Origin of the sequence: Paraburkholderia caribensis, assembly GCF_002902945.1 — a bacterium.
Taxonomy (GTDB): domain Bacteria; phylum Pseudomonadota; class Gammaproteobacteria; order Burkholderiales; family Burkholderiaceae; genus Paraburkholderia; species Paraburkholderia caribensis.
On sequence record NZ_CP026101.1, the window covers coordinates 1515867 to 1538340 of the forward strand.

Consider the following 22474-nt stretch of genomic DNA (forward strand, 5'->3'; position numbering starts at 1 on the left):
GCATGGGACGGGAGTAAGCGCTAAAGCGCTAACTCCCGTCGACACAGGAGTCGACATGCGTATCAAACTGATCAACCCGAACACGACGCAACGGATGACGGAAGCCATGGGCCGTTGTGCGCGCGACGTCGTGGCGCCGGGCACGGAGCTGGTGGCGGTGAGCCCGACGATGGGCCCGCCGTCGATCGAAGGCTATTACGACGAGGCGCTCGCCACGCCGGGGCTGCTCGCGGAAATCGAGGCGGGCGAGCGTGACGGCTTCGATGGTTATGTGATTGCATGTTTCGGCGATCCTGGCCTCTACGCGGCGCGGGAACTGGCGCGCGGCCCGGTGATCGGCATCGCGGAAGCGGCGATGCATGCGGCGAGCGTGCTGGCGCCGGGCTTCTCGGTGGTCACGACGCTGTCGCGCACCTGCGGCATGGCGTGGCATCTGGCCGAGCGCTACGGCATGAAGCGCTTCTGCCGCAACGTGCGTGCAACGGATGTCGCCGTACTCGAGCTCGATCAGCCCGGCTCGTCCGCGCGGCGCATCATTCTCGACGAATGCCGGCGCGCGCTCGACGAAGACGGATCGGACGCGATCGTGCTCGGCTGCGCAGGGATGGCCGAACTGTGCCGCGAGATCGAGGACGCACTGGGCGCACCTGTCGTCGAAGGCGTGACGGCGGCTGTGAAGTGGGTCGAAGCGCTGGTTTCGCTGCGGCTGGCTACGGCCAAGCGCGGCGACTATGCGCGTCCGCTCGCCAAGCGCTATGACGGCGAGTTCGCGCGCTTCAGCCCGACGGGCGAGCAGCCAGCTGCGGCGCCTGCCGCCCGGCAAGCCGCCGGGGACGCGCTGCTGCGAGTGAACTCGAGTGCACTACGCGCCGACCCCGCCGCCGATATTGCACCGCACATACACTCAGTCTGACATGCACTATCTGCCCGGGTGTATGGGCGCACCCGGGTGTTTTCGCTACACTGGTTCAACCCTGCCGGCCTTGCCGTAGCGTGTTTTCCCGCGCTTACGACGTCCGCCGGCGCGTACCTGTCAACGCTCACGCCAACCGCTGCGCCATTCATATCATGTCATTCGATCCGAACTATCCGCGCGACCTGATCGGCTACGGCCGCCACCCCGTGCAGGCAAACTGGCCAGGACGCGCGCGCGTCGCGGTCCAGTTCGTGCTCAACTACGAAGAGGGCGGCGAGAACTGCGTGCTGCACGGCGATCCAGGCTCGGAGCAGTTCCTGTCGGAGATCGTCGGCGCGGCGTCGTATCCGGCGCGTCACATGAGTATGGAGTCGATCTATGAATACGGCTCGCGTGCGGGCGTGTGGCGCATCCTGCGCGAGTTCGAGAAGCGCGGCCTGCCGCTGACGGTGTTCGGCGTCGGCATGGCGATCGAGCGACACCCGGAGCTTGCGCGCACCTTTGTCGAGTTGGGCCATGAAATTGCGTGTCACGGCTATCGCTGGATTCACTATCAGGACATGTCGCCGGAGCGCGAAGCCGAGCATATGCGCCTCGGCATGGAAGCGATCGAACGCGTGACGGGCCAGCGGCCGCTCGGCTGGTACACGGGCCGCGACAGTCCCAATACGCACCGGCTGGTCGCCGAATACGGCGGCTTTCTGTACGACTCCGACAACTACGGCGACGACCTGCCGTTCTGGATGGATGTCGAAGTGACGGGCGGCGCGAAAGTGCCGCAACTGATCCTGCCGTACACGCTCGACACCAACGACATGCGTTTCGCCACGCCGCAAGGCTTCAACACGGCGGACCATTTCTTCACGTATCTGCGCGACGCATTCGACGTACTGTACGAAGAGGGCGACGAAGCGCCCAAGATGCTGTCGATCGGCATGCACTGCCGCCTGCTCGGCCGCCCGGGCCGCTTCCGCGCGCTGCAGCGGTTTCTCGATCACATCGAAAAGCACGAGCGCGTGTGGGTCACACGGCGTGTCGATATCGCGCGTCACTGGCGCGAGCATCATCCTTATCAACAACAGGACAACCGCGGGGCTGCGGCATGAAGGCGATGCAATACACACTGGACCAACTCAACAGCATCTCGACCGACGCGTTCGTCGCGGCGCTGTCGGGCATCTTCGAGCATTCGCCGTGGGTCGCCGAAGTGGCTGCGGCGCAGCGGCCGTACGCGAGCATCGATGCGTTGCATCAGACGATGTCGAACGCCGTCGAAACGGCAGGCGTGGCGAAGCAGCTCGCGCTCATCAACGCTCACCCGGAGCTCGCGGGCAAGGCGGCCGTGCGTGGCGAATTGACGGCTGAATCGACGCGCGAGCAAAGCGGCGCGGGCCTCGGTCAATGCACGCAGGAAGAGTTCGACAAGCTGCTGCGCCTGAACGCAGCGTATCGTGAGAAGTTCGGATTTCCGTTCATTCTCGCCGTGCGCGGCTATGACCGGCACGGCATCATCGCGAACTTCGAAGCGCGCGTGAACAACAGCCGCGCCGACGAACTGCGCGCGAGTCTCGACCAGATCTACCGCATTGCGCGTTTTCGTCTCGACGATCTGATCAGCCCCTGATCGCTGGGATATCGTCGCACATTCACGCATTTACAAAGCAACAACCAGACAGCAAGGAAGACAACGATGGCACTCCCGATTCTCGACCCCAACGCACCCGACTTCACGCGCCGTTTCGTGAACCTCGCGGACCCGCGTCTTGGCGCACAGGCGCTCGAAGCCAGCGACGATTTTTTCGCGCCGAAAGACCGCATGCTGAATCCGGAGCCGGCCGTTTTCATTCCGGGTAAGTACGACGAGCACGGCAAGTGGATGGATGGCTGGGAAACGCGCCGCAAGCGCACGACGGGCTATGACTGGTGCGTCGTGAAGCTCGCGCGTCCGGGCGTCATCAAGGGCCTCGATCTCGATACCAGCCATTTCACGGGCAACTTCCCGCCGGCGGCATCGGTGGAAGCGGCTCGCGTCGTCGATGGCGCGCCGAACCAGTCGACGCAATGGACGGAGATCGTCCCGTCGACCACATTGCAAGGTAACAGCCACCACTACCTCGAAGTGGGCGACACGAACGCGTACACGCACCTGCGCGTGAACATCTATCCGGACGGCGGCATCGCGCGTCTGCGCGTGTACGGCCAGCCGCAGGTCGATTGGGCGGGCGCGAGCCGCACCGATCTGTTCGACCTCGCCGCGATGGAAAACGGCGCCTACCTGGTCGGCGCGAACAACCAGCACTTCGGCGCCGCATCGACGCTGCTGATGCCAGGCCGCGGCGTCAACATGGGCGACGGCTGGGAAACGCGCCGTCGCCGCGAACCGGGCAACGACTGGGCAATCGTCGCGCTCGCGCAGCCCGGGGTCATCAAGAAGATCGAAGTCGATACGGCGCACTTCAAGGGCAACTATCCGGACCGCTGCTCGATCCAGGCGGCGTATGTGACGGGCGGCACCGATAGTTCGCTGATCACGCAGGCGATGTTCTGGCCGGTGCTGCTTGGCGAGCAGAAGTTGCAGATGGACAAGCAGCACTTCTTCGAAAGCGAGATCGCGGCGCTCGGTCCCGTCACGCATATCCGCTTCAACATCATTCCTGATGGCGGCGTGTCGCGTCTGCGTTTGTGGGGCACGCTCGCATCATGAAGACACTCGCTATCGAACCGCTGACACGCGAAGCGTTCGCGCCGTTCGGCGATGTGATCGAGCTGGAAGGTGCGAAGCAGATCCCGATCAATCTCGGCACGACGATCCGTTATCACGATCTCGCGAAAGTCGACGTCACGGATGAAAACGGCCGCACGCTCGTCAATCTGTTCCGCGGACAGCCGCGCGCGCTGCCGTTCGAAATCACGATGATGGAGCGGCATCCGCTTGGTTCGCAAGCGTTCATTCCGTTGAACGACAAGCCTTATCTGGTTGTCGTGGCGCCTGCCGGCGAGCTGGATGAGTCGAAGATTCGCGCGTTCGTCACGAGCGGCTGGCAAGGCGTGAACTACGCGAAGGGCGTGTGGCATCATCCGCTGCTCGCGTTGGGCGAGGTGAGCGATTTCATCGTCGTCGATCGTGGCGGTGATGGGCTGAATCTCAATGAGCAGAATCTGCGCGAATCGCAGTGGTTGACGGAAGACGCGATGAATGCGGTGGTCGTCTGAGTCTGGCGCGCTGTGCTTAGGTTCGAATTGCGCGGTTTGGTAGTGTGACTGGTTGTGGTTGAAAAAGGCCCATTGCGACGGGAGTCGCAATGGGCCTTTGCTTTGGTGCGCGTGTTGTGCGTGTTGCGCGTGCCGTATGAAATCGCGCAGAATCGCGGGCGGCATTGATCATATGCAGGCAAACATCTTTCCACGGGAAAACATGCAACCGTCACTGAACAGGATTCTGTTGTACGTGAAGGACGTCGAACGCGCGTGTGAGTTTTATCAACGCTACTTCGGATTCGCGTCTACGCGCGATAACGACGACCGTATCGTCGAACTGACTCCGCCGCACGGCGGCGCGATCCTGATGATTCACCCTGCCGCGAAAGGCGTCAAAGCAGGGCAAGCAACCGTCAAGCTGGTGTTCGACGTTGAAGACGTGGAAGCGTTCAAGACGCGTTGCGCAGATGCAGGACTCGTATTCGGCGCGACGCATCGCGCGGACGGCTACAGCTTTGCGAATGCAAAAGACCCGGATGGCAATTCCGTGTCGATTTCCAGTCGAGGCTTTCGCGTGGGACGTTGAGCGTGCGTGGTGATGCTGCCGTGCCGTCACGGAAATAAAAAAAGCGGACTGCCGCTTGCGCGAACCGCCCGCTAACCTCGAAGAACCGGGCTTGCGCCCGTCATCGACACCTCATTCGTTAATTCACCGCACCGCCCTGGAACCACGCGGCGATCTTCTGCCGTTCCTCGTCGGTCATGTGCGTGACGTTGCCAAGCGGCATCGCCTTCAGCGTCACGGCCTGCTGATAGATACGCTGCGCGTTCGTCGAGATTTCTGCCGGCGTATCGAGCAGCACGCCAGCGGGTGCACTGCCCATCATCGTCGGATGCGCGGAGTGGCAGGCGACGCAGCGCTGCTGCAACACGGGCACGATGTCGGCCGTCTTCACGACGGGCGCGTTCGCTGCTTCCGCCACGGGAACGACGGGCTTCGGCATCGTCCAGAACAGCGCGCCGAACATCAGCACGATGCCGGCGAGCGGCAGATACCACAGCACCTGGCCGCGATGACGCATCACGAAGAACTGACGGATCAGCGCGCCCGCCAGCATGATGACGACCAGCACGGCCCAGTTGTACGGATGCGTGTACGTCATCGCATAGTGATTCGACAGCATCGCGAACACGACGGGCAGCGTGAAGTACGTGTTGTGGACCGAGCGCTGCTTGCCACGCTTGCCGTAGATCGGGTTGGGCGTTTCGCCCTTGAGCATCGCGGCGACCATCTTGCGCTGGCCGGGGATGATGACGAAGAACACGTTCGCCGACATGATCGTCGCGAGCATCGCGCCCATGATCAGATACGCTGCGCGGCCCGCGAAAATGTGACACGCGAGGAACGCGGCGATCAGCACATAGATGCCCACGCAGATGCCGAGCACCTTGTCCTTGTTGCCGAGCAGCCGGCACAGCGAGTCATACACGATCCAGCCTGCGGCGAGAAACCCGAGCGCCGAGAAGATCGCGACCACGGGGCCCATGTCGAGCACGTTCTTGTCGATCAGATACGTGTTCGGTGCGAACAGATACAACACCGTGAAGAGACCGAAGCCGGACAGCCACGTCGTGTACGACGGCCACTTCGACCAGTGCAGGTCATCGGGCATTTCGGGCGGTGCGACGGTGTACTTCTGCATGTTGTAGAAGCCGCCGCCGTGCACATGCCACAGCTCGCCGAACACGCCGCGCCGGCGCTGGTTCGGGTCGGTGGGCGGCTTCAGGCTGTTGTCGAGCGCAACGAAATAGAACGACTCGCCGATCCATGCAATCGCGGCGATAACGTGAAACCAGCGAATCGCGAGATTCAGCCAGTCGGTGATAAAGCCTTCCATGAAACTCCTCCACTCCTGATTCGTTGTTCGCGCAGCATCTCGGGTGTTGCGCGGCATGCGGGGTTGTTGCGCCGGTGCATGTCCGCTATCGGATCAGTGCATGCAACGGCAATCGGATGAAATCGGGTGCCGATCGATCGCGGATCTCTGGCTTGCGCTTCGCGAATGTCTCCATGTCATCTGCGAAATGCACGCATGCGCACGATCTTGCACGCGACGCCGTTCGCGTCAGCTGCCGCGATAGGTGCTGTAAGCCCAAGGCGACACCAGCAGCGGCACGTGATAGTGCGCACCCGCATCCGCAACGCCGAAACGCAGCACGACGCGATCGACGAAGCGCGGTTCGGGCACTTTGGTGCCGATCGACGCAAAATAGTCGCCGGCATGGAACACCAGTTCATATTCGCCGACGGCGAGTGCATCGCCCTCGAGCAGCGGCTCGTTGCAGCGGCCGTCGTGATTGGTGGTGGTGGTTTTGAGCGCACGGCGCGTGTCGCCGGAAAGCGCAAAGAGTTCGACCTTGATGTCGGCGCCGGGACGGCCGTTGGCCGTGTCGAGCACGTGGGTAGTGAGCTTGCCCATTCGCGATTGTCCTTGTGTGGATGCGAGGTTTCAGCGGCGGCCCGATCCATTACACGTTGCGGCGGATCGAGGCTCCACGTCAGTGGCTACATACCCGTCGGCGGTTTGAAGCGAGCGCCGTGACATCCATTGTAGAAACATTGTTCACCTCCGCGAGCCAGCGATAGGAAAGATAATCGCTACCGCATGACGCCCCGCTGCCGCCCATCGGACAGGCAGTCCGATGCAGGCTCGGCGGGCGGCGCCGCACGGTTCCGATCGTACCGGCGCCAAAAATACCGACTATATGCACGTCGTGAACTTCGGTATCGCAATGGCGCGAGTTGCCAGCGTAATTTTGTCGCCCGAAGGTTACGTCCATGCGCGGCACGGCTGCGCATCCCGAAGACGGCGGAGCACGCTGGGTAACCGGGCCAACTGCGTTCGAACGGACGCGACGGCACGGTGGCGTGCCGGCGACATCGCGTTCGAACGACTTTTGCACTTGCCCGGACAACCGCAGGCTGCGGCGACGGCAGAACGATGCAGCTTTGAGCGGCTACATGCCGGCGGAGCAGCGCGAGGGCGCAGCATCGTGCAGCGGCCTCATCGGCGGCAACACAGGGCAGTACTGGAGAAACGAATGACGATGCAAACCAATTCAACCGGCGCGAGCGGGACGACCGGCCAACGCGGCAAGACGATGCTCGTCAGGCATGCGGATGTGCTGGTCACGATGGACGGCGAGCGGCGCGAGCTGCGCGACGGCGGGCTCTATATCGAAGATAACCGGATCGTCGCGGTCGGCCGGTCGGATGAACTGCCCGACGTAGCCGACGAAATCCTCGACATGAAGGGCCATCTGGTGATTCCCGGCCTCGTCAACACACACCACCACATGTATCAGAGCCTGACGCGCGCGATACCCGCTGCGCAGGACGCCGAGCTGTTCGGCTGGCTGACCAGCCTGTACAAGGTGTGGGCGAATCTCACGCCGGAAATGATCGAGGTGTCGACGCTGACGGCGATGGCCGAACTGCTGCTGTCGGGCTGCACGACGTCGAGCGATCACCTGTACATCTATCCGAACGGCAGCGGGCTCGACGACAGCATTGCCGCTGCACGCCGCATCGGCATGCGGTTTCATGCGAGCCGCGGCAGCATGAGTGTCGGGCAGAAGGACGGCGGCCTGCCGCCGGACTCCGTCGTCGAGAAGGAAGCCGACATTCTGAAAGACACGCAGCGTCTGATCGAGACATACCACGACGAAGGGCGTTACGCGATGTTGCGTGTCGTCGTTGCGCCGTGCTCGCCGTTCTCGGTGAGCCGCGATCTGATGCGTGAGTCGGCGGCCATGGCGCGGCACTACGGCGTGTCGCTGCATACGCACCTCGCCGAGAACGTGAACGATATTGCATATAGCCGCGAGAAGTTCGGCATGACACCGGCAGAATATGCAGAGGACCTCGGCTGGATTGGTCACGATGTATGGCATGCGCACTGCGTGCAGCTCGACGATGCCGGAATCCGGCTGTTCGCGCGCACGGGAACCGGCGTCGCGCATTGTCCGTGTTCGAACATGCGGCTCGCATCGGGCATCGCGCCCGTGAAGAAGATGCGGCTCGCGGGCGTGCCTGTCGGCCTGGGCGTCGACGGTTCGGCGTCCAACGACGGCGCGCAGATGGTCGCCGAAGTGCGTCAGGCGCTGCTGTTGCAGCGGGTCGGCTTCGGACCGGATGCGATGACTGCGCGCGAGGCGCTCGAGATCGCGACGCTCGGCGGCGCGAAAGTGCTGAACCGCGACGATATCGGCGCGCTGGCGCCCGGCATGGCGGCGGACTTCGTGTCGTTCGATCTGCGGCAACCGCTCTTTGCGGGCGCGCTGCACGATCCCGTCGCGGCGCTGGTGTTCTGTGCGCCGTCGCAAGTCTCGACGAGCGTGATTGGCGGAAAGGTGGTGGTGAAGGACGGCGTGCTGAACACGGTGGATCTCGGCCCGGTGATCGAGCGGCATAACCGTCTCGCTCAGACGCTGTATGAAAGTGCAGCCTGAGCGCGTGGCATGAAAGCAGGGCGGCGGCGCGGAGCCGTCGCCTGCACCTTAGTGCCTTGCATGCTGTGAGTGAAAGGAAAACTACTTCGCAATCAAAGTCTTGGTCGCTTCGGCGACGAGGCTACGCAACCAGCGCACTTCATCGGAGTAGTGCACACGCTCATGCCACAGCTGGTAATACTGCATCGGCGGGAAATCCAGCGGCGCGGGCACGACGGTCAATGGCAGGAACTTCGCGTAGTAGTCGGCGAACAGGCGCGTGGTCGTGAAGATCAGATCGGATTTGATCAGCACGTACGGCGCGAGGTTGAAGTAGGGCAGTGTGACGACGACATGGCGCTTGAGGCGCTCGCGCGCGAGATGCACGTCGATCGCGCCGCGCTGGCCGACGGAATAGGGCGTCGGTGCGAGATGCGGTGCGTTCAGATACTGGTCGAGCGTCAGGCCGCCGCGCTTTGCGAATGGATGCGTGTTGCTCATCAGGCACACGATCTGGTCGACGAACAGATTGGACAGGTGCAGTTGCTCGGGCGGTTCCGGCCAGTTTCCGACCACGATGTCGAGCTTGCCGTCCTCGAGCGCCAGTTCGTAGTCGAACGCGGGGCCGAGCGAGTGGAACTCGAGTGTCGCGTTCGGCGCGGCCTGGCGGAAGCGCTCGACGACGGTCGGCACGAACAGGACGTTCAGATAGTCCGGGCAGCCGATCCGGTAGCAGCGGATCGACGTCGCAGGATCGAAGTTGTGTTGCTGAAATTTAATGCGTTCGATTTCGCGCAGTGCATTTTGCACGGGTTCGAGCAGGCGCAGCCCGTACTCGGTCGGCACCATGCCGGATTTGCCGCGCACGAGAAGCGGGTCGCCCGTGATGTCGCGCAGCCGACGCAGCGCGGCGCTGATCGCGGGTTGCGACTGGTTTAGTTTGACGGCGGCGCGCGTGACACTGCGCTCCATCAGAAGGGTGTGCAAGACGCGCAGTAGGTAGGTGTCGATCGCCTCGCGTTGCTGACTCATGACTTCTCCGAAATATATGTTCTGGCTGATCGAACAGGCTTGGGGGTATATGCGTTTTAATATAGAGATAAGAAACCGTCAAGGGTGGGATACCCGCAAACCACGCTGCGGCGCGGCTCTGCGGGAATTTTGGCGGCTCGACTGGGAGGAGCGATTTCGGTATCGTCGATCGGCTGCGGTAGCACGACGCGCGCGTCCGGGGCCGGAATTTCGAGCGGGATTTGAACTGGCGTTCAAACGGGATTCGAGCAGGACTCAAGCGGGGAGCGCGCGAGCGACGCTCCGTGCCGCCGGCCACACGCGTAATACGGAACAACATGAGCGACACACCTAAAGGCGGCCCGACGGGCAGCAGCGCATACGCAAACGGCGCAAACCGTAGCGACGGCGCCACAGCGCGCCTCGCACTGACGGGCATCAGCAAGCAATATCCTGCAGTTCGCGCGAACGACGACGTCACGCTGATCGTCGCTCCCGGTGAAATTCATGCAGTGCTCGGCGAAAACGGCGCGGGCAAGAGCACGCTGATGAAGATCATCTACGGCGCGGTGCGCCCGGATGCAGGCGAGATCCGCTGGGAAGGCCAGCTCGTCGAGATCGCGAACCCGGCCGCGGCGCGCAAGCTCGGCATCGGCATGGTGTTCCAGCACTTCTCGCTGTTCGAGACGCTGACGGTCGGCGAGAACATCGCGCTCGCGCTCGACGAGCCATTCGATCTGAAGGTACTGGGAAAGCGCATCCGCGAAGTGTCGGCGGAGTACGGACTGGACATCGATCCCCAGCGCCACGTGCACAGCCTGACAGTGGGCGAGCGGCAGCGCGTCGAAATCGTGCGCTGCCTGTTGCAGAATCCGCGTCTGCTCATCATGGACGAGCCGACCTCGGTGCTCACGCCGCAAGCCGTGCGCAAGCTGTTCGGGACGCTGCGCCGGCTCGCATCGGAAGGCTGCAGCATTCTTTACATCAGCCACAAGCTCGACGAAATCCAGGAACTCTGCGACACGGCTACCGTGATGCGCGGCGGCAAGGTGACAGGCCGCGTGACGCCGCGCGAAGAGACGCATGCATCCCTTGCGCAACTGATGGTCGGTCACTCGCTGCCCGATTACGAGCGCCGCGTGCACACACCGGGCGATGTACTGCTCGACGTGAAAAATCTTTCATCTGCCAGCGACGATCCGTTCGGGACCTCGCTCGCCGATGTGTCGTTCAGCGTGCATGCAGGTGAAATATTCGGCATCGCGGGCGTATCGGGTAACGGTCAGGCGGAACTGCTGGCGGCGCTCTCGGGCGAGCACAAGGGCAATCGCGCCGATGCCGTGACGATCTGCGGCAAACCTGCTGGCAAGCTCGGCGCGGCGGCGCGTCGCCGGCTAGGCTTTGCCTTCGTGCCCGAAGAGCGGCTGGGACGCGGCGCGGTGCCCGCCATGTCGCTCGCGGAAAACGCGTTGCTGACGGCGCATCGGCAACAGATGGTGCGTTCGGGGTGGATCGACGCGGGCGCAATGCGCGCGTTCGCGAAGCGCTGCATCGAATCGTTCGACGTGCGTTGCGGCGGCGACGGCGCGCTCGCGCAGAGCCTGTCGGGCGGCAATCTGCAGAAATTCATCGTCGGCCGCGAGATTCTGCAGGCGCCGAAGGTGCTCGTCGTCGCGCAGCCGACGTGGGGTGTCGACGTCGGCGCGGCCGCGTTCATCCGACAGCAGTTGCTGGATCTGTCGGCGCGCGGCGTCGCGATTCTGGTGATATCCGAAGAACTCGAGGAACTGTTCGACATTTGCGACCGGATCGCCGTCATTGCGCGCGGGCGCATGTCGCCGGCCCGCATGACGGGCGACACCAACGCGGAAGAAATCGGCCGCTGGATGGCCGGGCTGTTCGGCGACCGCGAGGGCACACCGCCTGAAGGTGCACCCCCGTCAGCGGGGCACCCGGCACATGCATGAAATGTGATGCATGCACTGAAGTGCTTACGAATGCAACTGCACAGACAACATCGACAACACGCACAATGATTCTTCCGTATCGACTCGAAGCCCGCACGTCGCCGTCACGAACGATGCAGCTTGCCGTGCCGCTGATCGCCGCGCTTCTCACGCTTGTGATCGGCTATCTGATCTTCAGTCTCGTCGGGCGTGACCCGGGGCAGGCGATGGCCGCGTTCTTCATCGAGCCGCTGTCGAGCGTCAACGGCTGGGCCGAACTGCTGCTGAAGGCGTCGCCGTTGTGCCTGATCGGGCTGGGCCTTGCCATCGGCTACCGCGCGAACGTGTGGAACATCGGCGCGGAAGGGCAGATGCTGCTCGGCGGTATTGCGGCGAGCGGTGTCGCGATCTACTTCGATCAGGCGACCGGCTGGTGGATCCTGCCGGCCATGATGATCGCGGGCGTGCTGGGCGGCATGGCGTGGGCCGCGATTCCCGCGTTGCTCAAAAGCCGCTTCAACACCAACGAGATTCTCACGAGCCTGATGCTCACCTACGTGGCCACGCAGGTGCTGATCTATCTCGTCAGCGGTCCCTGGCGCGACCCGCAGGGCATGAATTTCCCGCTCTCCGAAATGTTCTCAGGCGATGCACTGTACCCGACGTTCTATGGAGACTGGCACTGGAAATTTCTGAAGGGCACGCGGCTGAACGCGTCGGTCTTCGTGACGATCGTCGCGATCCCGCTCGTGTGGCTGTTCATGCGCAAGAGTTTCGCGGGTTTCCGGATGAACGTCGGCGGTCTTGCGCCGCTGGCCGCGCGCTACGCAGGCTTCTCCGACAAGAAAACGATCTGGACGTCGTTGCTGATCAGCGGCGGCCTCGCGGGACTCGCGGGCATGGGCGAAATCTCCGGTCCCATCGGCCAGTTGCAGGCGACGTGGTCGCCGGGCTACGGCTTCACGGCGATCATCGTCGTGTTCGTTGGACGGCTGCATCCCGTCGGCATCGTGCTCGCGAGTCTGCTGATGGCTTTGCTCTACCTCGGCGGCGAAGCCGTGCAAACGTCGATGCAGCTGCCGCAGGCGTTGTCGGGCGTGTTCCAGGGACTGCTGCTGTTCTGTCTGCTCGGTGCGGACCTGTTCGTCAACTATCGCGTGCGCCGTCGCGGCATCGCGGCATCGTAAAACCGTCGAAACAGATCAAATCTCATGGATATTCAACAAGCCAGCGCGCTCACGTCGAGTGCCGTCGTCGCAGCGATTCCGCTGATGTTCGCCGGCGTCGGCGAACTCGTCACCGAGAAGTCGGGCGTGCTCAACCTCGGCGTGGAAGGGATGATGCTGATGGGCGCCGTGACCGGCTACGCGGTGACGGCCGTGACGGGCAACCCGTGGCTCGGCGTGCTCGCCGCGATCGGCGCGGGCATCGCAATGTCGCTGCTGTTCGCGTTTCTCGTGCTGTCGATGCTCGCAAACCAGGTCGCGACCGGGCTCTCGCTGACGATCTTCGGTATCGGCCTGTCGGCCTATGTCGGCAAGCCGTACACGTCGGCGGCCGTGCGCGAGTCGATCGGCACGTGGGTCATTCCCGGCCTCTCGAAGATTCCCGTGCTCGGACCTGCACTATTCAGCCTGACGCCGCTCGACTACCTCGCGTTCATCATGTTCGGCGTCGTCGGCTGGTTTCTGTATCGCACGCGCGCCGGGCTGGTGCTGCGCTCGGTCGGCGAGTCGCCGCAGGTCGCGCATTCGGTCGGGTTTCCCGTGATCGGCGTGCGCTATGGCGCGACGCTGTTCGGCGGCGCGATGGCCGGGCTCGCCGGCGGCTACTACTCGATCGTCAATCTGCATTTGTGGCAGGAGCAGTTGACTTCAGGTCGTGGGTGGATTGCGCTGGCGCTCGTCGTGTTCGCGACGTGGCGTCCGGGGCGTCTGCTTATCGGTGCACTATTGTTCGGGGCAGTGACGGGCCTGCAGTTTTATGCACAGGCGATCGGCGTTCCGGTGCCGACGCAGTTCCTCGCGATGCTGCCGTACGTTGCAACGGTCGTTGTGCTCGTGCTGATTTCGCGCAATCCGAACACGATTCGCCTGAATGCGCCCGCGTCGCTCGGCAAGCCGTTCTTCGCGGCGGGCTGAGCTCGGCGTCCAGCGATGCATGACAGTGCATGCCAGTTCATCAAGTAAAAACATCTGATTCGACGACAGGAGAAAACATGAAGAAAAGAACCATGCTGAGCGCACTGGCGTTGGCCGCCGCAACGCTGGCGACGGGCGGCGCGCTGACGCAGAGTGCGCAGGCGGCCGATGTCCCTGGCGTAGCATTCGTGTATCTCGGCAACCCCGGCGATGCCGGCTGGACCTACGCGCACGACCAGGGCTCGAAGGAAGCGGAAGCGAAGTTCGGCAACAAGATCAAGATCACGCGTGTCGAGAACGTGCCCGAGTCCGCCGACTCGGAGCGCGTGTTCCGCGATCTGGCGAACAAGGGCAACAAGATCATCTTCGGTTCGAGCTTCGGCTTCCAGGACTTCGAACTCAAGGTTGCGAAGGACTTCCCCGACACGGTCTTCCTCCACGCAACGGGTTACAAGAAGGCAGCAAACTTCGGCACGTACGACGTTCGCATGTATCAGGGTGCCTATCTGGCAGGCGTCGCCGCTGGTTACGTGACGAAGACGAATACACTCGGCTTCGTCGCTTCCGTGCCGATTCCTGAGGTGGTGCGCAACATCAATGCATACACGCTCGGCGCGCGTTCGGTGAACCCGAAGGTGCACACGAAGGTCATCTGGATCAACAGCTGGTTCGATCCGGGCAAGGAAAAGCAGGCCGCCGAAACGCTGATCGGGCAGGGCGCGGACGTGCTGCTCCAGAACACCGATTCGAGCGCGACGCTGGCAACGGCTGCGGAAAAGCATGTGCATGCATTCGGCTGGGACTCGGACATGAAGAAGTTCGGTCCCGAGGCGCATCTGGGTTCGGTGGTCGCGCACTGGGGCGTGTACTACTCGGCTGCGATCCAGCAGGTGCTGGACGGCAAGTGGAAGAACGATCCCGTGTGGTGGGGCATTCCGCAGAAGGCCGTCAATCTCGAAGACATGAACACGACGGCAATTCCCGCCAACGCGATGAAGGATGTCGACGCGAAGCGCGCGGAACTGGCAAGCGGCAAGTGGGATGTGTTCACGGGCCCGATCAAGGACCAGACGGGTGCAGTGAAAGTGCCGGCTGGGAAGACGCTTGCCGATCCTGAACTGCAGCGTCTGAACTGGTACGTCGAAGGCGTGGACGGTTCGTTGCCGAAGTGACGCCGCAGGCGCGCGGGATTCGTGCGGGGTTTGCTTTCCGCGATTGAAAGGCATGCAGTGCGCGTCTGTCGCGTCATGCACTAACGCCAAAAGCTGCATCCGGTTTTGTACCGGATGCAGCTTTTTTCATGGTTGCGCGGATCGTGCCGCCTGCAGGCTGCACGCTTCATGCAACCCGCTGCGCGACTCCTCCCGGCCTCAATCGTCGATCCGCAATCCGACCTTCAGTGTCACTTGCCAGTGCGAGACCTTGTTGTCTTCGATGTGACCGCGCGTTTCGATGACCTGGAACCAGTGCAGATTGCGCAGTGTTTTTCCGGCTTTTTCGATCGCGCAGCGGATCGCGTCGTCGCTGGACTTCGTTGACGAGCCCGTTAGCTCGATCTGCTTGTACACGTGGTCGCTCATGATTCACCTCCTGATGGTCCAAAAAGTATAGGCAATGACTGTTGCGTGTCGAACTCGATTCATGCCGCACATCGCGTGCCCGGCATGCTGCAACGCGATGCGGCCGGTATGATGAACAGTTCACATGCCGTCGTTCGGCGGTGGAGGCAGTCCGTTGCGTGCGGTGCATTAAATGGAGGAGAGAGAAGTGGAGATCGGTTTTTGCGGACCGGGCTTGATGGGGGCGCCCATGATTCGTCATTTGCTGGGTGCAGGTCATGCAGTGCAGGTGTGGAACCGCACGCGAGCCAAAGCGGAGGCACTGGTGGCGGACGGCGCGGCGGTCGCGTCGACACCCGCTGAACTCGTCGGCAGGGCTGAAGCCATTTTCCTGTGCGTGCTCGACGCGGCGGCTGTCGAAGAAGTCGTGTTCGGCGCGAACGGCATCGTACCGGGCGTGCTCGAGGCGAAAGGCAACAGCCGCGTGCGCTGGATCGTCGATCACGGCAGCATCCCACCGTCGGCGACGCGCGCGTTCGCCGCGCGGGCGGCGGAAGCGAACATCGGCTGGATCGACGCGCCCGTCTCGGGTGGCGTGGCGGGCGCGATCGCCGGAACGCTCGCTGTCATGGCCGGCGGCGAGGCCGCTGACGTCACGGCCGTCACGCCCGTCATCGAGTCCTATGCGGCTCGCGTCACGCACATGGGCGCAGCGGGCGCCGGACAGACCACCAAGCTGTGCAACCAGGCGATCGTGACGTCGACGGTGGCGGCCATTGCCGAGGCCGTCAGCCTCGCGCAGCGCAGCGGCATCGACGCCGCACGTCTGACGCAGGCGCTCGCTGGCGGCTGGGCCGACTCGGTGCTGCTGCAGACCTTCGTGCCGCGCATGACGGAGTCGGGTCAGCCGCCCATCGGCGCGCTGAGCACGTTCCAGAAGGATGCAGACACCATTGCCGCCGCCGCTTACGAAACAGGCACTCCAATGCCGGTTTCGGGCGCAGTGCAGCAACTGTTGCGTCTCGGTGCAGCCATGGGACTGGCGGATGCAGATTTGTCCGGTTTCATCGACGTGTTGCACACGCCGCGTAAAAAAGGGTAGCAGGACACTCGCGACAGGCCTGGAGCGCGGCGCGCGTGATGCGATAACCTGCTAAAATACTAGGTTTTTCGCCGATCTATCATTCAAAGGGACGCGCCGTGCTGTCTACTGCCAACATCACCATGCAATTCGGGCCGAAGCCCCTGTTCGAGAACATCTCGGTCAAATTCGGCGAAGGCAACCGCTACGGCCTGATCGGCGCGAACGGTTGTGGTAAGTCGACGTTCATGAAGATCCTGGGCGGCGATCTGGAGCAAAGCTCGGGCAACGTGATGCTCGAGCCGAACGTCCGTCTTGGCAAGCTGCGCCAGGACCAGTTCGCTTACGAAGACGTGCGCGTGCTCGACGTCGTGATGATGGGCCACACGGAAATGTGGGCGGCGATGACCGAACGCGACGCGATCTACGCGAACCCGGAAGCGACCGACGACGACTACATGCACGCAGCCGAACTGGAAGCGAAGTTCGCCGAGTACGACGGCTACACGGCCGAAGCGCGCGCGGGTGAACTGCTGCTCGGCATCGGTATCTCGATAGACCTGCACAATGGTCCGATGAGCAACGTCGCGCCGGGCTGGAAACTGCGCGTACTGCTCGCGCAGGCGCTGTTCTCGAAGCCGGACGTGTTGCTGCTCGACGAACCGACCAACAATCTGGACATCAACTCGATCCGCTGGCTCGAAGACGTGCTGAACGAGTACGACTCGACGATGATCATCATCTCGCACGATCGACACTTCCTGAACCAGGTCTGCACGCACATGGCGGACATGGACTACGGTACGCTGAAGGTCTACCCCGGCAACTACGACGACTACATGCTCGCGAGCACGCAGGCGCGCGAGCGTCAGCAGGCTGCGAATGCAAAGGCCAAGGAACGTGTCGCCGACCTGCAGGATTTCGTGCGCCGCTTCTCGGCCAACAAGTCGAAGGCGCGCCAGGCAACCAGCCGTCTGAAGATGATCGACAAGATCAAGATCGAGGAATTCAAGCCGTCGTCGCGTCAGAACCCGTTCATCCGCTTCGAGTACGAGAAGAAGCTGCACAATATTGCAGTGGTCGCGGACAGCATTACGAAGAAGTACGACCGCACGATCTTCAGCAACTTCAGCCTCAGTGTGCAACCGGGCGAGCGCATCGCGATCATCGGCGAGAACGGCGCGGGCAAAACGACGCTGCTGCGTTCGCTGCTCGGTAATCTGAGTGTCGACCATGGTTCGGTCAAGTGGGCCGAAAACGCGAACGTCGGCTACATGCCGCAGGACACGTACGAAGAGTTCCCGAGCGACGTCACGCTGATGGACTGGATCGACCAGTACCGCAAGGAAGGCGACGACGAGCAGATGGTGCGCGGCACGCTGGGCCGGCTGCTGTTTAATGCAGACGACATCAGGAAGTCGGTGAAAGTGCTGTCGGGCGGCGAGAAAGGCCGCATGATCTGGGGTAAGCTGATGCTCGGTCGCCACAATGTGCTGCTGATGGACGAGCCGACCAACCACATGGACATGGAGTCGATCGAATCGCTGCAGATCGCGCTGGACAAATACGACGGTACTTTGATCTTCGTTTCTCACGACCGTGAATTCGTGAGCGGGTTGGCGAACCGGATCATCGAGGTGAAGACGGATGGCACGCTGACTGACTTCGGCGGCAACTACGAAGACTTCCTTTCGAGTCAGGGCGTGCAGTAAGCGTTACCGCATTGATTCAGGCGAAAACCCGCTTCTTACGAAGCGGGTTTTTTATTGCCCGCTGCCGATGTATCTTGCGCTCTCGCGCCGATTCCTCTTGTGCGTGTCCGATCGCGTCGTTTTGCCACGAGTAAAATGGACAGACTATCCAGGAGACAGGACGCAAGACAATGAAGACCTTCGAGCATTTCTACATCGCCGGCAAATGGATCAAGCCGTGCGGCACAGGCATGATCGATGTGATCGACTCGGGCACGGAAGAAGTGATGGGCCGCATTCCCGAGGGCGTCGAAGCCGATGCCGAGGCGGCCATTGCCGCTGCACGCGCTGCTTTCGACAGCTGGGCCGCGACGCCGCCGAAGGAGCGCGGCGCGTACTTGCAAAAAATTGCAGACAATCTCAAGGCGCGAACCGATGAACTCGCGGGCTACATCTGCGGTGAAGTCGGCATGCCGGTCAAGCTTGCCCGCGCGATACAGGTCGGCGGTCCCGTGTATAACTGGCGGGCCTATGCGAAGCTCGCGGGTGAATTCCAGTTCGAAGAGCAGGTCGGCAATTCGCTCGTCGTGCGCGAACCCGTCGGCGTCGTTGCCGCGATTACGCCGTGGAACTATCCGCTAAACCAGGTCACGCTGAAGGTGGCAGCCGCGCTTGCGGCTGGCTGCACTATCGTGCTCAAGCCGTCGGAAGTGGCGCCGCTGAATGCCTTCGTGCTGGCGGAAGCAATTCATGAAGCCGGGCTGCCCGCCGGCGTGTTCAATCTGGTGAGCGGCTATGGTCCCGTGGTCGGTGAAGTGCTCGCGAGCCATCCATCCGTCGATATGGTGTCGTTCACCGGCTCGACACGGGCTGGCAAGCGCGTGTCGGAACTGGCGGCCGCGTCGGTGAAGCGAGTTGCGCTGGAACTAGGCGGCAAATCGGCGTCGGTCATTCTCGACGACGCGGATTTCGCTGCGGCGATCAAGGGCACGGTGGGCGCGTGCTTCCTGAATTCGGGCCAAACGTGCTCGGCGCACACGCGCATGATCGTGCCCGAATCGCGCTATGACGAAGCGCGCGACCTGGCGAAGAAGGCGGCCGAAGCATTTGTCGCAGGCGATCCTCGCGTCGAAACGACACGTCTGGGTCCGCTGGCTTCCGCTGCGCAGCAGTCTCGTGTACAGCACTATATTGCGCGTGGCATCGAAGAAGGCGCCGAGCTCATCACGGGTGGCACCGGCATGCCGGATGGAATCTCAAAGGGCTTTTTCGTGAAACCGACGGTGTTCGGCCGCGTGCATCCCAAGGCGACGATTGCGCAGGAAGAAATCTTCGGTCCCGTGCTGACCATCCTTACCTACAAGGACGAAGACGAAGCCGTGCGCATTGCTAACGACTCGGTGTACGGACTCGGCGGCGCGGTATGGGCGGGGAGCGATGAGCACGCCATCCGCGTCGCGCGGCGTATCCGCACCGGACAGGTCGATATCAACGGCGGCGCATGGAACATGGCCGCACCGTTCGGCGGCTACAAGCAGTCGGGACACGGGCGCGAGAACGGCACCTACGGGCTCGAAGAGTATCTGGAGTACAAGTCGATGCAATTGAAGGTGGACAAGCCTGCATAGATTTGCATGAGCGCGACACGGGGCAATTCATGTCGACGCGCACGCACAACCGATGACGGAGCGCAACGAAAGCGCGTGTCGATGGCCGGCACGCGCTTTTTGTTTGACCTCACGCAAGATACTGCATTTGCCAGTTGCGACCATCGAGGCTTTTCGTCGAATCCCATCGGCGACGGAGGCCTCTCATGTTTCCATCTCATCCCTTTGCACCGCTCGTGATTCGCGGGCGATCGCTGTTACCCATCGTGCAGGGCGGCATGGGTGTCGGCGTGTCCGCGCATCGGCTTGCGGGCAGCGTGGCGCGCGAAGGCGCACTCGGCACGATCGCCAGCATCGATTTGCGCCATCACCACGCGGACCTGCTCGAGCGCTGCCGCGCGACCCCCGACCGCGCGACGCTCGAAGACGCCAACCGCATCGCGCTTACACGTGAGATTCATGCCGCCCGAACCCTCAGCGAAGGGCGCGGCATGATTGCCGTCAACGTGATGAAGGCGGTCAACGCGCATGCGGACTATGTCCGGATCGCCTGTGAGCTGGGCGCGGACGCGATCGTCATGGGAGCAGGCCTGCCGCTCGATCTCCCCGACCTGACGCAAGGACGCGACATTGCGTTGATCCCGATTCTGTCCGACAGCCGGGGCGTTGGCGTCGTGCTCAGGAAGTGGATGAAGAAGGGCCGCTTGCCCGATGCGATCGTGATCGAGCACCCGGCGCATGCAGGCGGTCACCTCGGCGTGACGAATCTCGACGACATGCACGATGCGCGTTTCGAGTTCACACGCGTACTGCAGGAAATCGACGAGATATTCACTTCACTGCAGATCAGTCGAAGTGAAGTGCCGGTGATCGTTGCAGGCGGCATCAACAGTCATGAAGCGGTGCGTGCGTGTCTCGAAGCAGGCGCGAACGGCGTGCAGATTGGCACGCCGTTCGCCGTCACCGAAGAGGGCGATGCCCATCCGAATTTCAAGCGCGTGCTGGCCGATGCGACGTCCGAAGACATCGTCGAGTTCGTCAGCGTGACGGGCCTGCCGGCGCGCGCCGTGAAGACGCCGTGGCTCGAACGCTATCTGCGCAACGAATCGCGCATCCGGACAAAAATCGGTGCACTCACACGCGCGTGCCCGACCGCACTCGAATGCCTGAGTGCATGTGGTTTGCGCGACGGCATTGAAAAGTTCGGGCACTTCTGCATCGATACGCGCCTTGCGGCTGCACTGCGCGGCGACGTGAACAACGGCCTGTTTTTTCGTGGACGCGAAGCCTTGCCGTTCGGCACTGCGATCCGCAGCGTGCGCGATCTTCTCGAACTGCTGTTGACAGGTGCGGCGCGACCGGTGGTCGCAGGGCGGCTTGCGTTTTCGCTGGGTTGATGGGGGTCAAAGAGCACGCGTAGGGGAACGCCGACAATGCTCACGTGCGCGATTCTTCGCACCTCGCGCAACCACACAAGAAAATCAGGGTAGCTTATGAACAAGAAAATTCGATCCATCGGGGCAGCATTGTGCACAGCCGGGCTGGCGCTGATGACTTCACACGCATTCGCGGCAGACGGCGACCCGACTTCGGGCATTCATGCCGGCGACATACTCGTGCGTCTGCGCGCAATCAGTATCATGCCGCAGGTGCGTACGAGCGACACGCTGTCCGCCCTGAATGTCGACGTCAACAACGCGACCGTGCCTGAACTCGACTTCACATACATGATTCGCGACAACATCGGCGTGGAACTCATTCTCGGCACGTCGCGGCATCAACTGACTTCGAACCTCGGCGACCTGGGCGGCGTCAACGTGCTGCCGCCTACGCTGCTGCTGCAGTATCACTTCAATCATCAGGGGCAGGTTCGGCCTTATGTCGGCGCGGGCGTGAACTACACGTACTTCTACAACGACGGGCTGCATGCGGGCGACCAGCAGATTTCCGTCAAGCGCAGCAGTTTTGGTCCGGCACTGCAGATAGGCGTCGACGTGCAGTTGACGAAATCGGTGTTCGCGAACGTCGATGTGAAGAAGGTCTGGATGAAGACGGATGCATCGCTCAATGGTGCATCGCTCGGCACGCTGCATATCGATCCGTTGATCGTCGGCGTGGGTGTCGGGATGAAGTTCTGAGTACCGCTCGTCTCAACGTTGATGCAATGAAAAACGCCGGCTCGTTATGAGCCGGCGTTTTCGCCTGGCGGATCAGTGCATGCGCAGCGGCGCGGTGCATCCGCCCAACAGACGATGCATCACAGCTTGTCGAATTTGAATCGCATCGCCGTGCCTTCGAGCTCGATGCGCGTCCAGACGGCGCGCTTTTCCTCATCGGTCAGAAACACCCAGTTCGATACTTCCGTCGCCGTGCGGCCGCACCCTTTGCAGACTTCGTCGAAAAGCGTCGAGCAGACGCCGATGCAGGGGCTGTCGGGAAGGTCGTGCAGATTCGATGACATCGAGATACCTTGAACGGGAAATGCGTGCGGTCCGCTATGGTAAACCAAAAGCGCAGTCGGCTTCCTGCACCCATTTCGCGCTCGGCCGACATGCATTGAACTTCATCGCGCGATGCTGTAGCCGATACGCGCCATCCAGTGCTGACGCTTGTTGTAGTCCAGCAGATCTTCGCCGTAGCCGTTGAAGTAGCCGACCCACAGATACCCACCCCATGCGCTGCTGCCGAGCAGCCTGGCCAATGTGCACGCTGCAGAACCGTCGACGACGGGATCTGCAACGAACTTCGTATGCATTGCCTTGCATTGCACTTTGCTGCGAACGTCCTCAATGCATTTTCATACTTGCGGCGCAATCGCGTGTAGGGGCTCGAT

General features: G+C 62.4%; 21 protein-coding genes and 1 pseudogene. 16 read left to right on the plus strand and 6 right to left on the minus strand.

Features of this window, described 5'->3' with window-relative positions; all coding sequences use genetic code 11:
* Positions 1–55 precede the first annotated feature (55 nt).
* The 6 genes from C2L66_RS06730 (at position 56) to C2L66_RS06755 (ending at position 4700) form a co-directional block, all read left to right on the plus strand.
* The gene (locus C2L66_RS06730; protein ID WP_060601225.1) at positions 56–913 is read left to right on the plus strand and encodes an aspartate/glutamate racemase family protein; all 858 of its coding nucleotides are present in this window, start codon (positions 56–58) and stop codon (positions 911–913) included.
* 155 nt (positions 914–1068) lie between these two features.
* Positions 1069–2022, plus strand: a complete 954-nt coding sequence (gene puuE / locus C2L66_RS06735) for an allantoinase PuuE (protein ID WP_054934504.1) — start codon at positions 1069–1071, stop codon at positions 2020–2022.
* Positions 2019–2540, plus strand: coding sequence for a 2-oxo-4-hydroxy-4-carboxy-5-ureidoimidazoline decarboxylase (gene uraD / locus C2L66_RS06740; protein ID WP_060601223.1), 522 nt, complete (start codon positions 2019–2021; stop codon positions 2538–2540). The genes puuE and uraD overlap by 4 nt, the downstream gene beginning before the upstream one ends.
* A gap of 66 nt (positions 2541–2606) precedes the next feature.
* Positions 2607–3620 (plus strand): allantoicase, encoded by a 1014-nt coding sequence (gene alc / locus C2L66_RS06745; protein ID WP_042313548.1) that lies wholly within the window; start codon positions 2607–2609, stop codon positions 3618–3620.
* On the plus strand, positions 3617–4129 hold the full coding sequence (locus C2L66_RS06750; RefSeq protein ID WP_060601219.1) for an ureidoglycolate lyase: 513 nt from the start codon (positions 3617–3619) through the stop codon (positions 4127–4129). The genes alc and C2L66_RS06750 overlap by 4 nt, the downstream gene beginning before the upstream one ends.
* Before the next feature lie 202 nt (positions 4130–4331).
* On the plus strand, positions 4332–4700 hold the full coding sequence (locus C2L66_RS06755; RefSeq protein ID WP_060602702.1) for a VOC family protein: 369 nt from the start codon (positions 4332–4334) through the stop codon (positions 4698–4700).
* Between the two features lie 118 nt (positions 4701–4818).
* Here the strand turns inward: C2L66_RS06755 and C2L66_RS06760 are convergent, their stop codons facing one another.
* Together C2L66_RS06760 and uraH are read right to left on the minus strand one after the other, a co-directional pair.
* Positions 4819–6012: a urate hydroxylase PuuD gene (locus C2L66_RS06760; protein WP_054934507.1), complete on the minus strand. Its 1194-nt coding sequence runs from the start codon at positions 6010–6012 to the stop codon at positions 4819–4821.
* Between the two features lie 228 nt (positions 6013–6240).
* Positions 6241–6594, minus strand: a complete 354-nt coding sequence (gene uraH / locus C2L66_RS06765; protein ID WP_042313565.1) for a hydroxyisourate hydrolase — start codon at positions 6592–6594, stop codon at positions 6241–6243.
* 622 nt (positions 6595–7216) lie between these two features.
* Here uraH and C2L66_RS06775 point away from each other — a divergent pair.
* Positions 7217–8626 carry an 8-oxoguanine deaminase gene (locus tag C2L66_RS06775; RefSeq protein WP_060601213.1) on the plus strand — a complete coding sequence of 470 codons (1410 nt, stop codon included), beginning with the start codon at positions 7217–7219 and terminating at the stop codon, positions 8624–8626.
* A gap of 81 nt (positions 8627–8707) precedes the next feature.
* Here the strand turns inward: C2L66_RS06775 and C2L66_RS06780 are convergent, their stop codons facing one another.
* Positions 8708–9637, minus strand: coding sequence for a LysR substrate-binding domain-containing protein (locus C2L66_RS06780; RefSeq protein WP_035990911.1), 930 nt, complete (start codon positions 9635–9637; stop codon positions 8708–8710).
* 317 nt (positions 9638–9954) lie between these two features.
* Between C2L66_RS06780 and C2L66_RS06785 the strand changes: the two genes are divergently transcribed.
* The 4 genes from C2L66_RS06785 (at position 9955) to C2L66_RS06800 (ending at position 14875) form a co-directional block, all read left to right on the plus strand.
* Positions 9955–11583: an ABC transporter ATP-binding protein gene (locus C2L66_RS06785; protein ID WP_054934509.1), complete on the plus strand. Its 1629-nt coding sequence runs from the start codon at positions 9955–9957 to the stop codon at positions 11581–11583.
* Between the two features lie 65 nt (positions 11584–11648).
* On the plus strand, positions 11649–12749 hold the full coding sequence (locus tag C2L66_RS06790; protein ID WP_060601210.1) for an ABC transporter permease: 1101 nt from the start codon (positions 11649–11651) through the stop codon (positions 12747–12749).
* A gap of 24 nt (positions 12750–12773) precedes the next feature.
* Positions 12774–13703 (plus strand): ABC transporter permease, encoded by a 930-nt coding sequence (locus tag C2L66_RS06795; protein WP_054934511.1) that lies wholly within the window; start codon positions 12774–12776, stop codon positions 13701–13703.
* 77 nt (positions 13704–13780) lie between these two features.
* A complete protein-coding gene (locus tag C2L66_RS06800; protein ID WP_054934512.1) occupies positions 13781–14875 on the plus strand; it encodes a BMP family ABC transporter substrate-binding protein in 1095 nt (364 codons plus the stop codon).
* 198 nt (positions 14876–15073) lie between these two features.
* Here C2L66_RS06800 and C2L66_RS06805 read toward each other — a convergent pair whose 3' ends face one another.
* Complete coding sequence (locus C2L66_RS06805) at positions 15074–15283, minus strand: dodecin (protein WP_035990918.1); 210 nt, start codon at positions 15281–15283, stop codon at positions 15074–15076.
* A gap of 172 nt (positions 15284–15455) precedes the next feature.
* Here C2L66_RS06805 and C2L66_RS06810 point away from each other — a divergent pair, with 172 nt between their 5' ends.
* The 5 genes from C2L66_RS06810 (at position 15456) to C2L66_RS06830 (ending at position 21779) form a co-directional block, all read left to right on the plus strand.
* Positions 15456–16364, plus strand: a complete 909-nt coding sequence (locus tag C2L66_RS06810) for an NAD(P)-dependent oxidoreductase (protein WP_098021536.1) — start codon at positions 15456–15458, stop codon at positions 16362–16364.
* A gap of 98 nt (positions 16365–16462) precedes the next feature.
* Complete coding sequence (locus C2L66_RS06815) at positions 16463–18055, plus strand: ABC-F family ATPase (RefSeq protein ID WP_060601204.1); 1593 nt, start codon at positions 16463–16465, stop codon at positions 18053–18055.
* A 170-nt stretch (positions 18056–18225) separates the two neighbouring features.
* Positions 18226–19662 carry an aldehyde dehydrogenase family protein gene (locus C2L66_RS06820; protein WP_060601201.1) on the plus strand — a complete coding sequence of 479 codons (1437 nt, stop codon included), beginning with the start codon at positions 18226–18228 and terminating at the stop codon, positions 19660–19662.
* Positions 19663–19847: 185 nt separating this feature from the next.
* Positions 19848–21038 carry an NAD(P)H-dependent flavin oxidoreductase gene (locus tag C2L66_RS06825; RefSeq protein ID WP_054934516.1) on the plus strand — a complete coding sequence of 397 codons (1191 nt, stop codon included), beginning with the start codon at positions 19848–19850 and terminating at the stop codon, positions 21036–21038.
* A gap of 96 nt (positions 21039–21134) precedes the next feature.
* Entirely contained in the window at positions 21135–21779 is a 645-nt protein-coding gene (locus C2L66_RS06830) for an OmpW/AlkL family protein (RefSeq protein ID WP_054934517.1), read from the plus strand.
* A 119-nt stretch (positions 21780–21898) separates the two neighbouring features.
* On the opposite strand, the gene C2L66_RS06835 is transcribed toward C2L66_RS06830, so the two are convergent.
* Positions 21899–22102 carry a DUF1289 domain-containing protein gene (locus C2L66_RS06835; protein WP_054934518.1) on the minus strand — a complete coding sequence of 68 codons (204 nt, stop codon included), beginning with the start codon at positions 22100–22102 and terminating at the stop codon, positions 21899–21901.
* 102 nt (positions 22103–22204) lie between these two features.
* Positions 22205–22342, minus strand: a pseudogene (locus C2L66_RS06840) (phospholipase A); the annotation flags it as partial.
* Positions 22343–22474 lie beyond the last annotated feature (132 nt).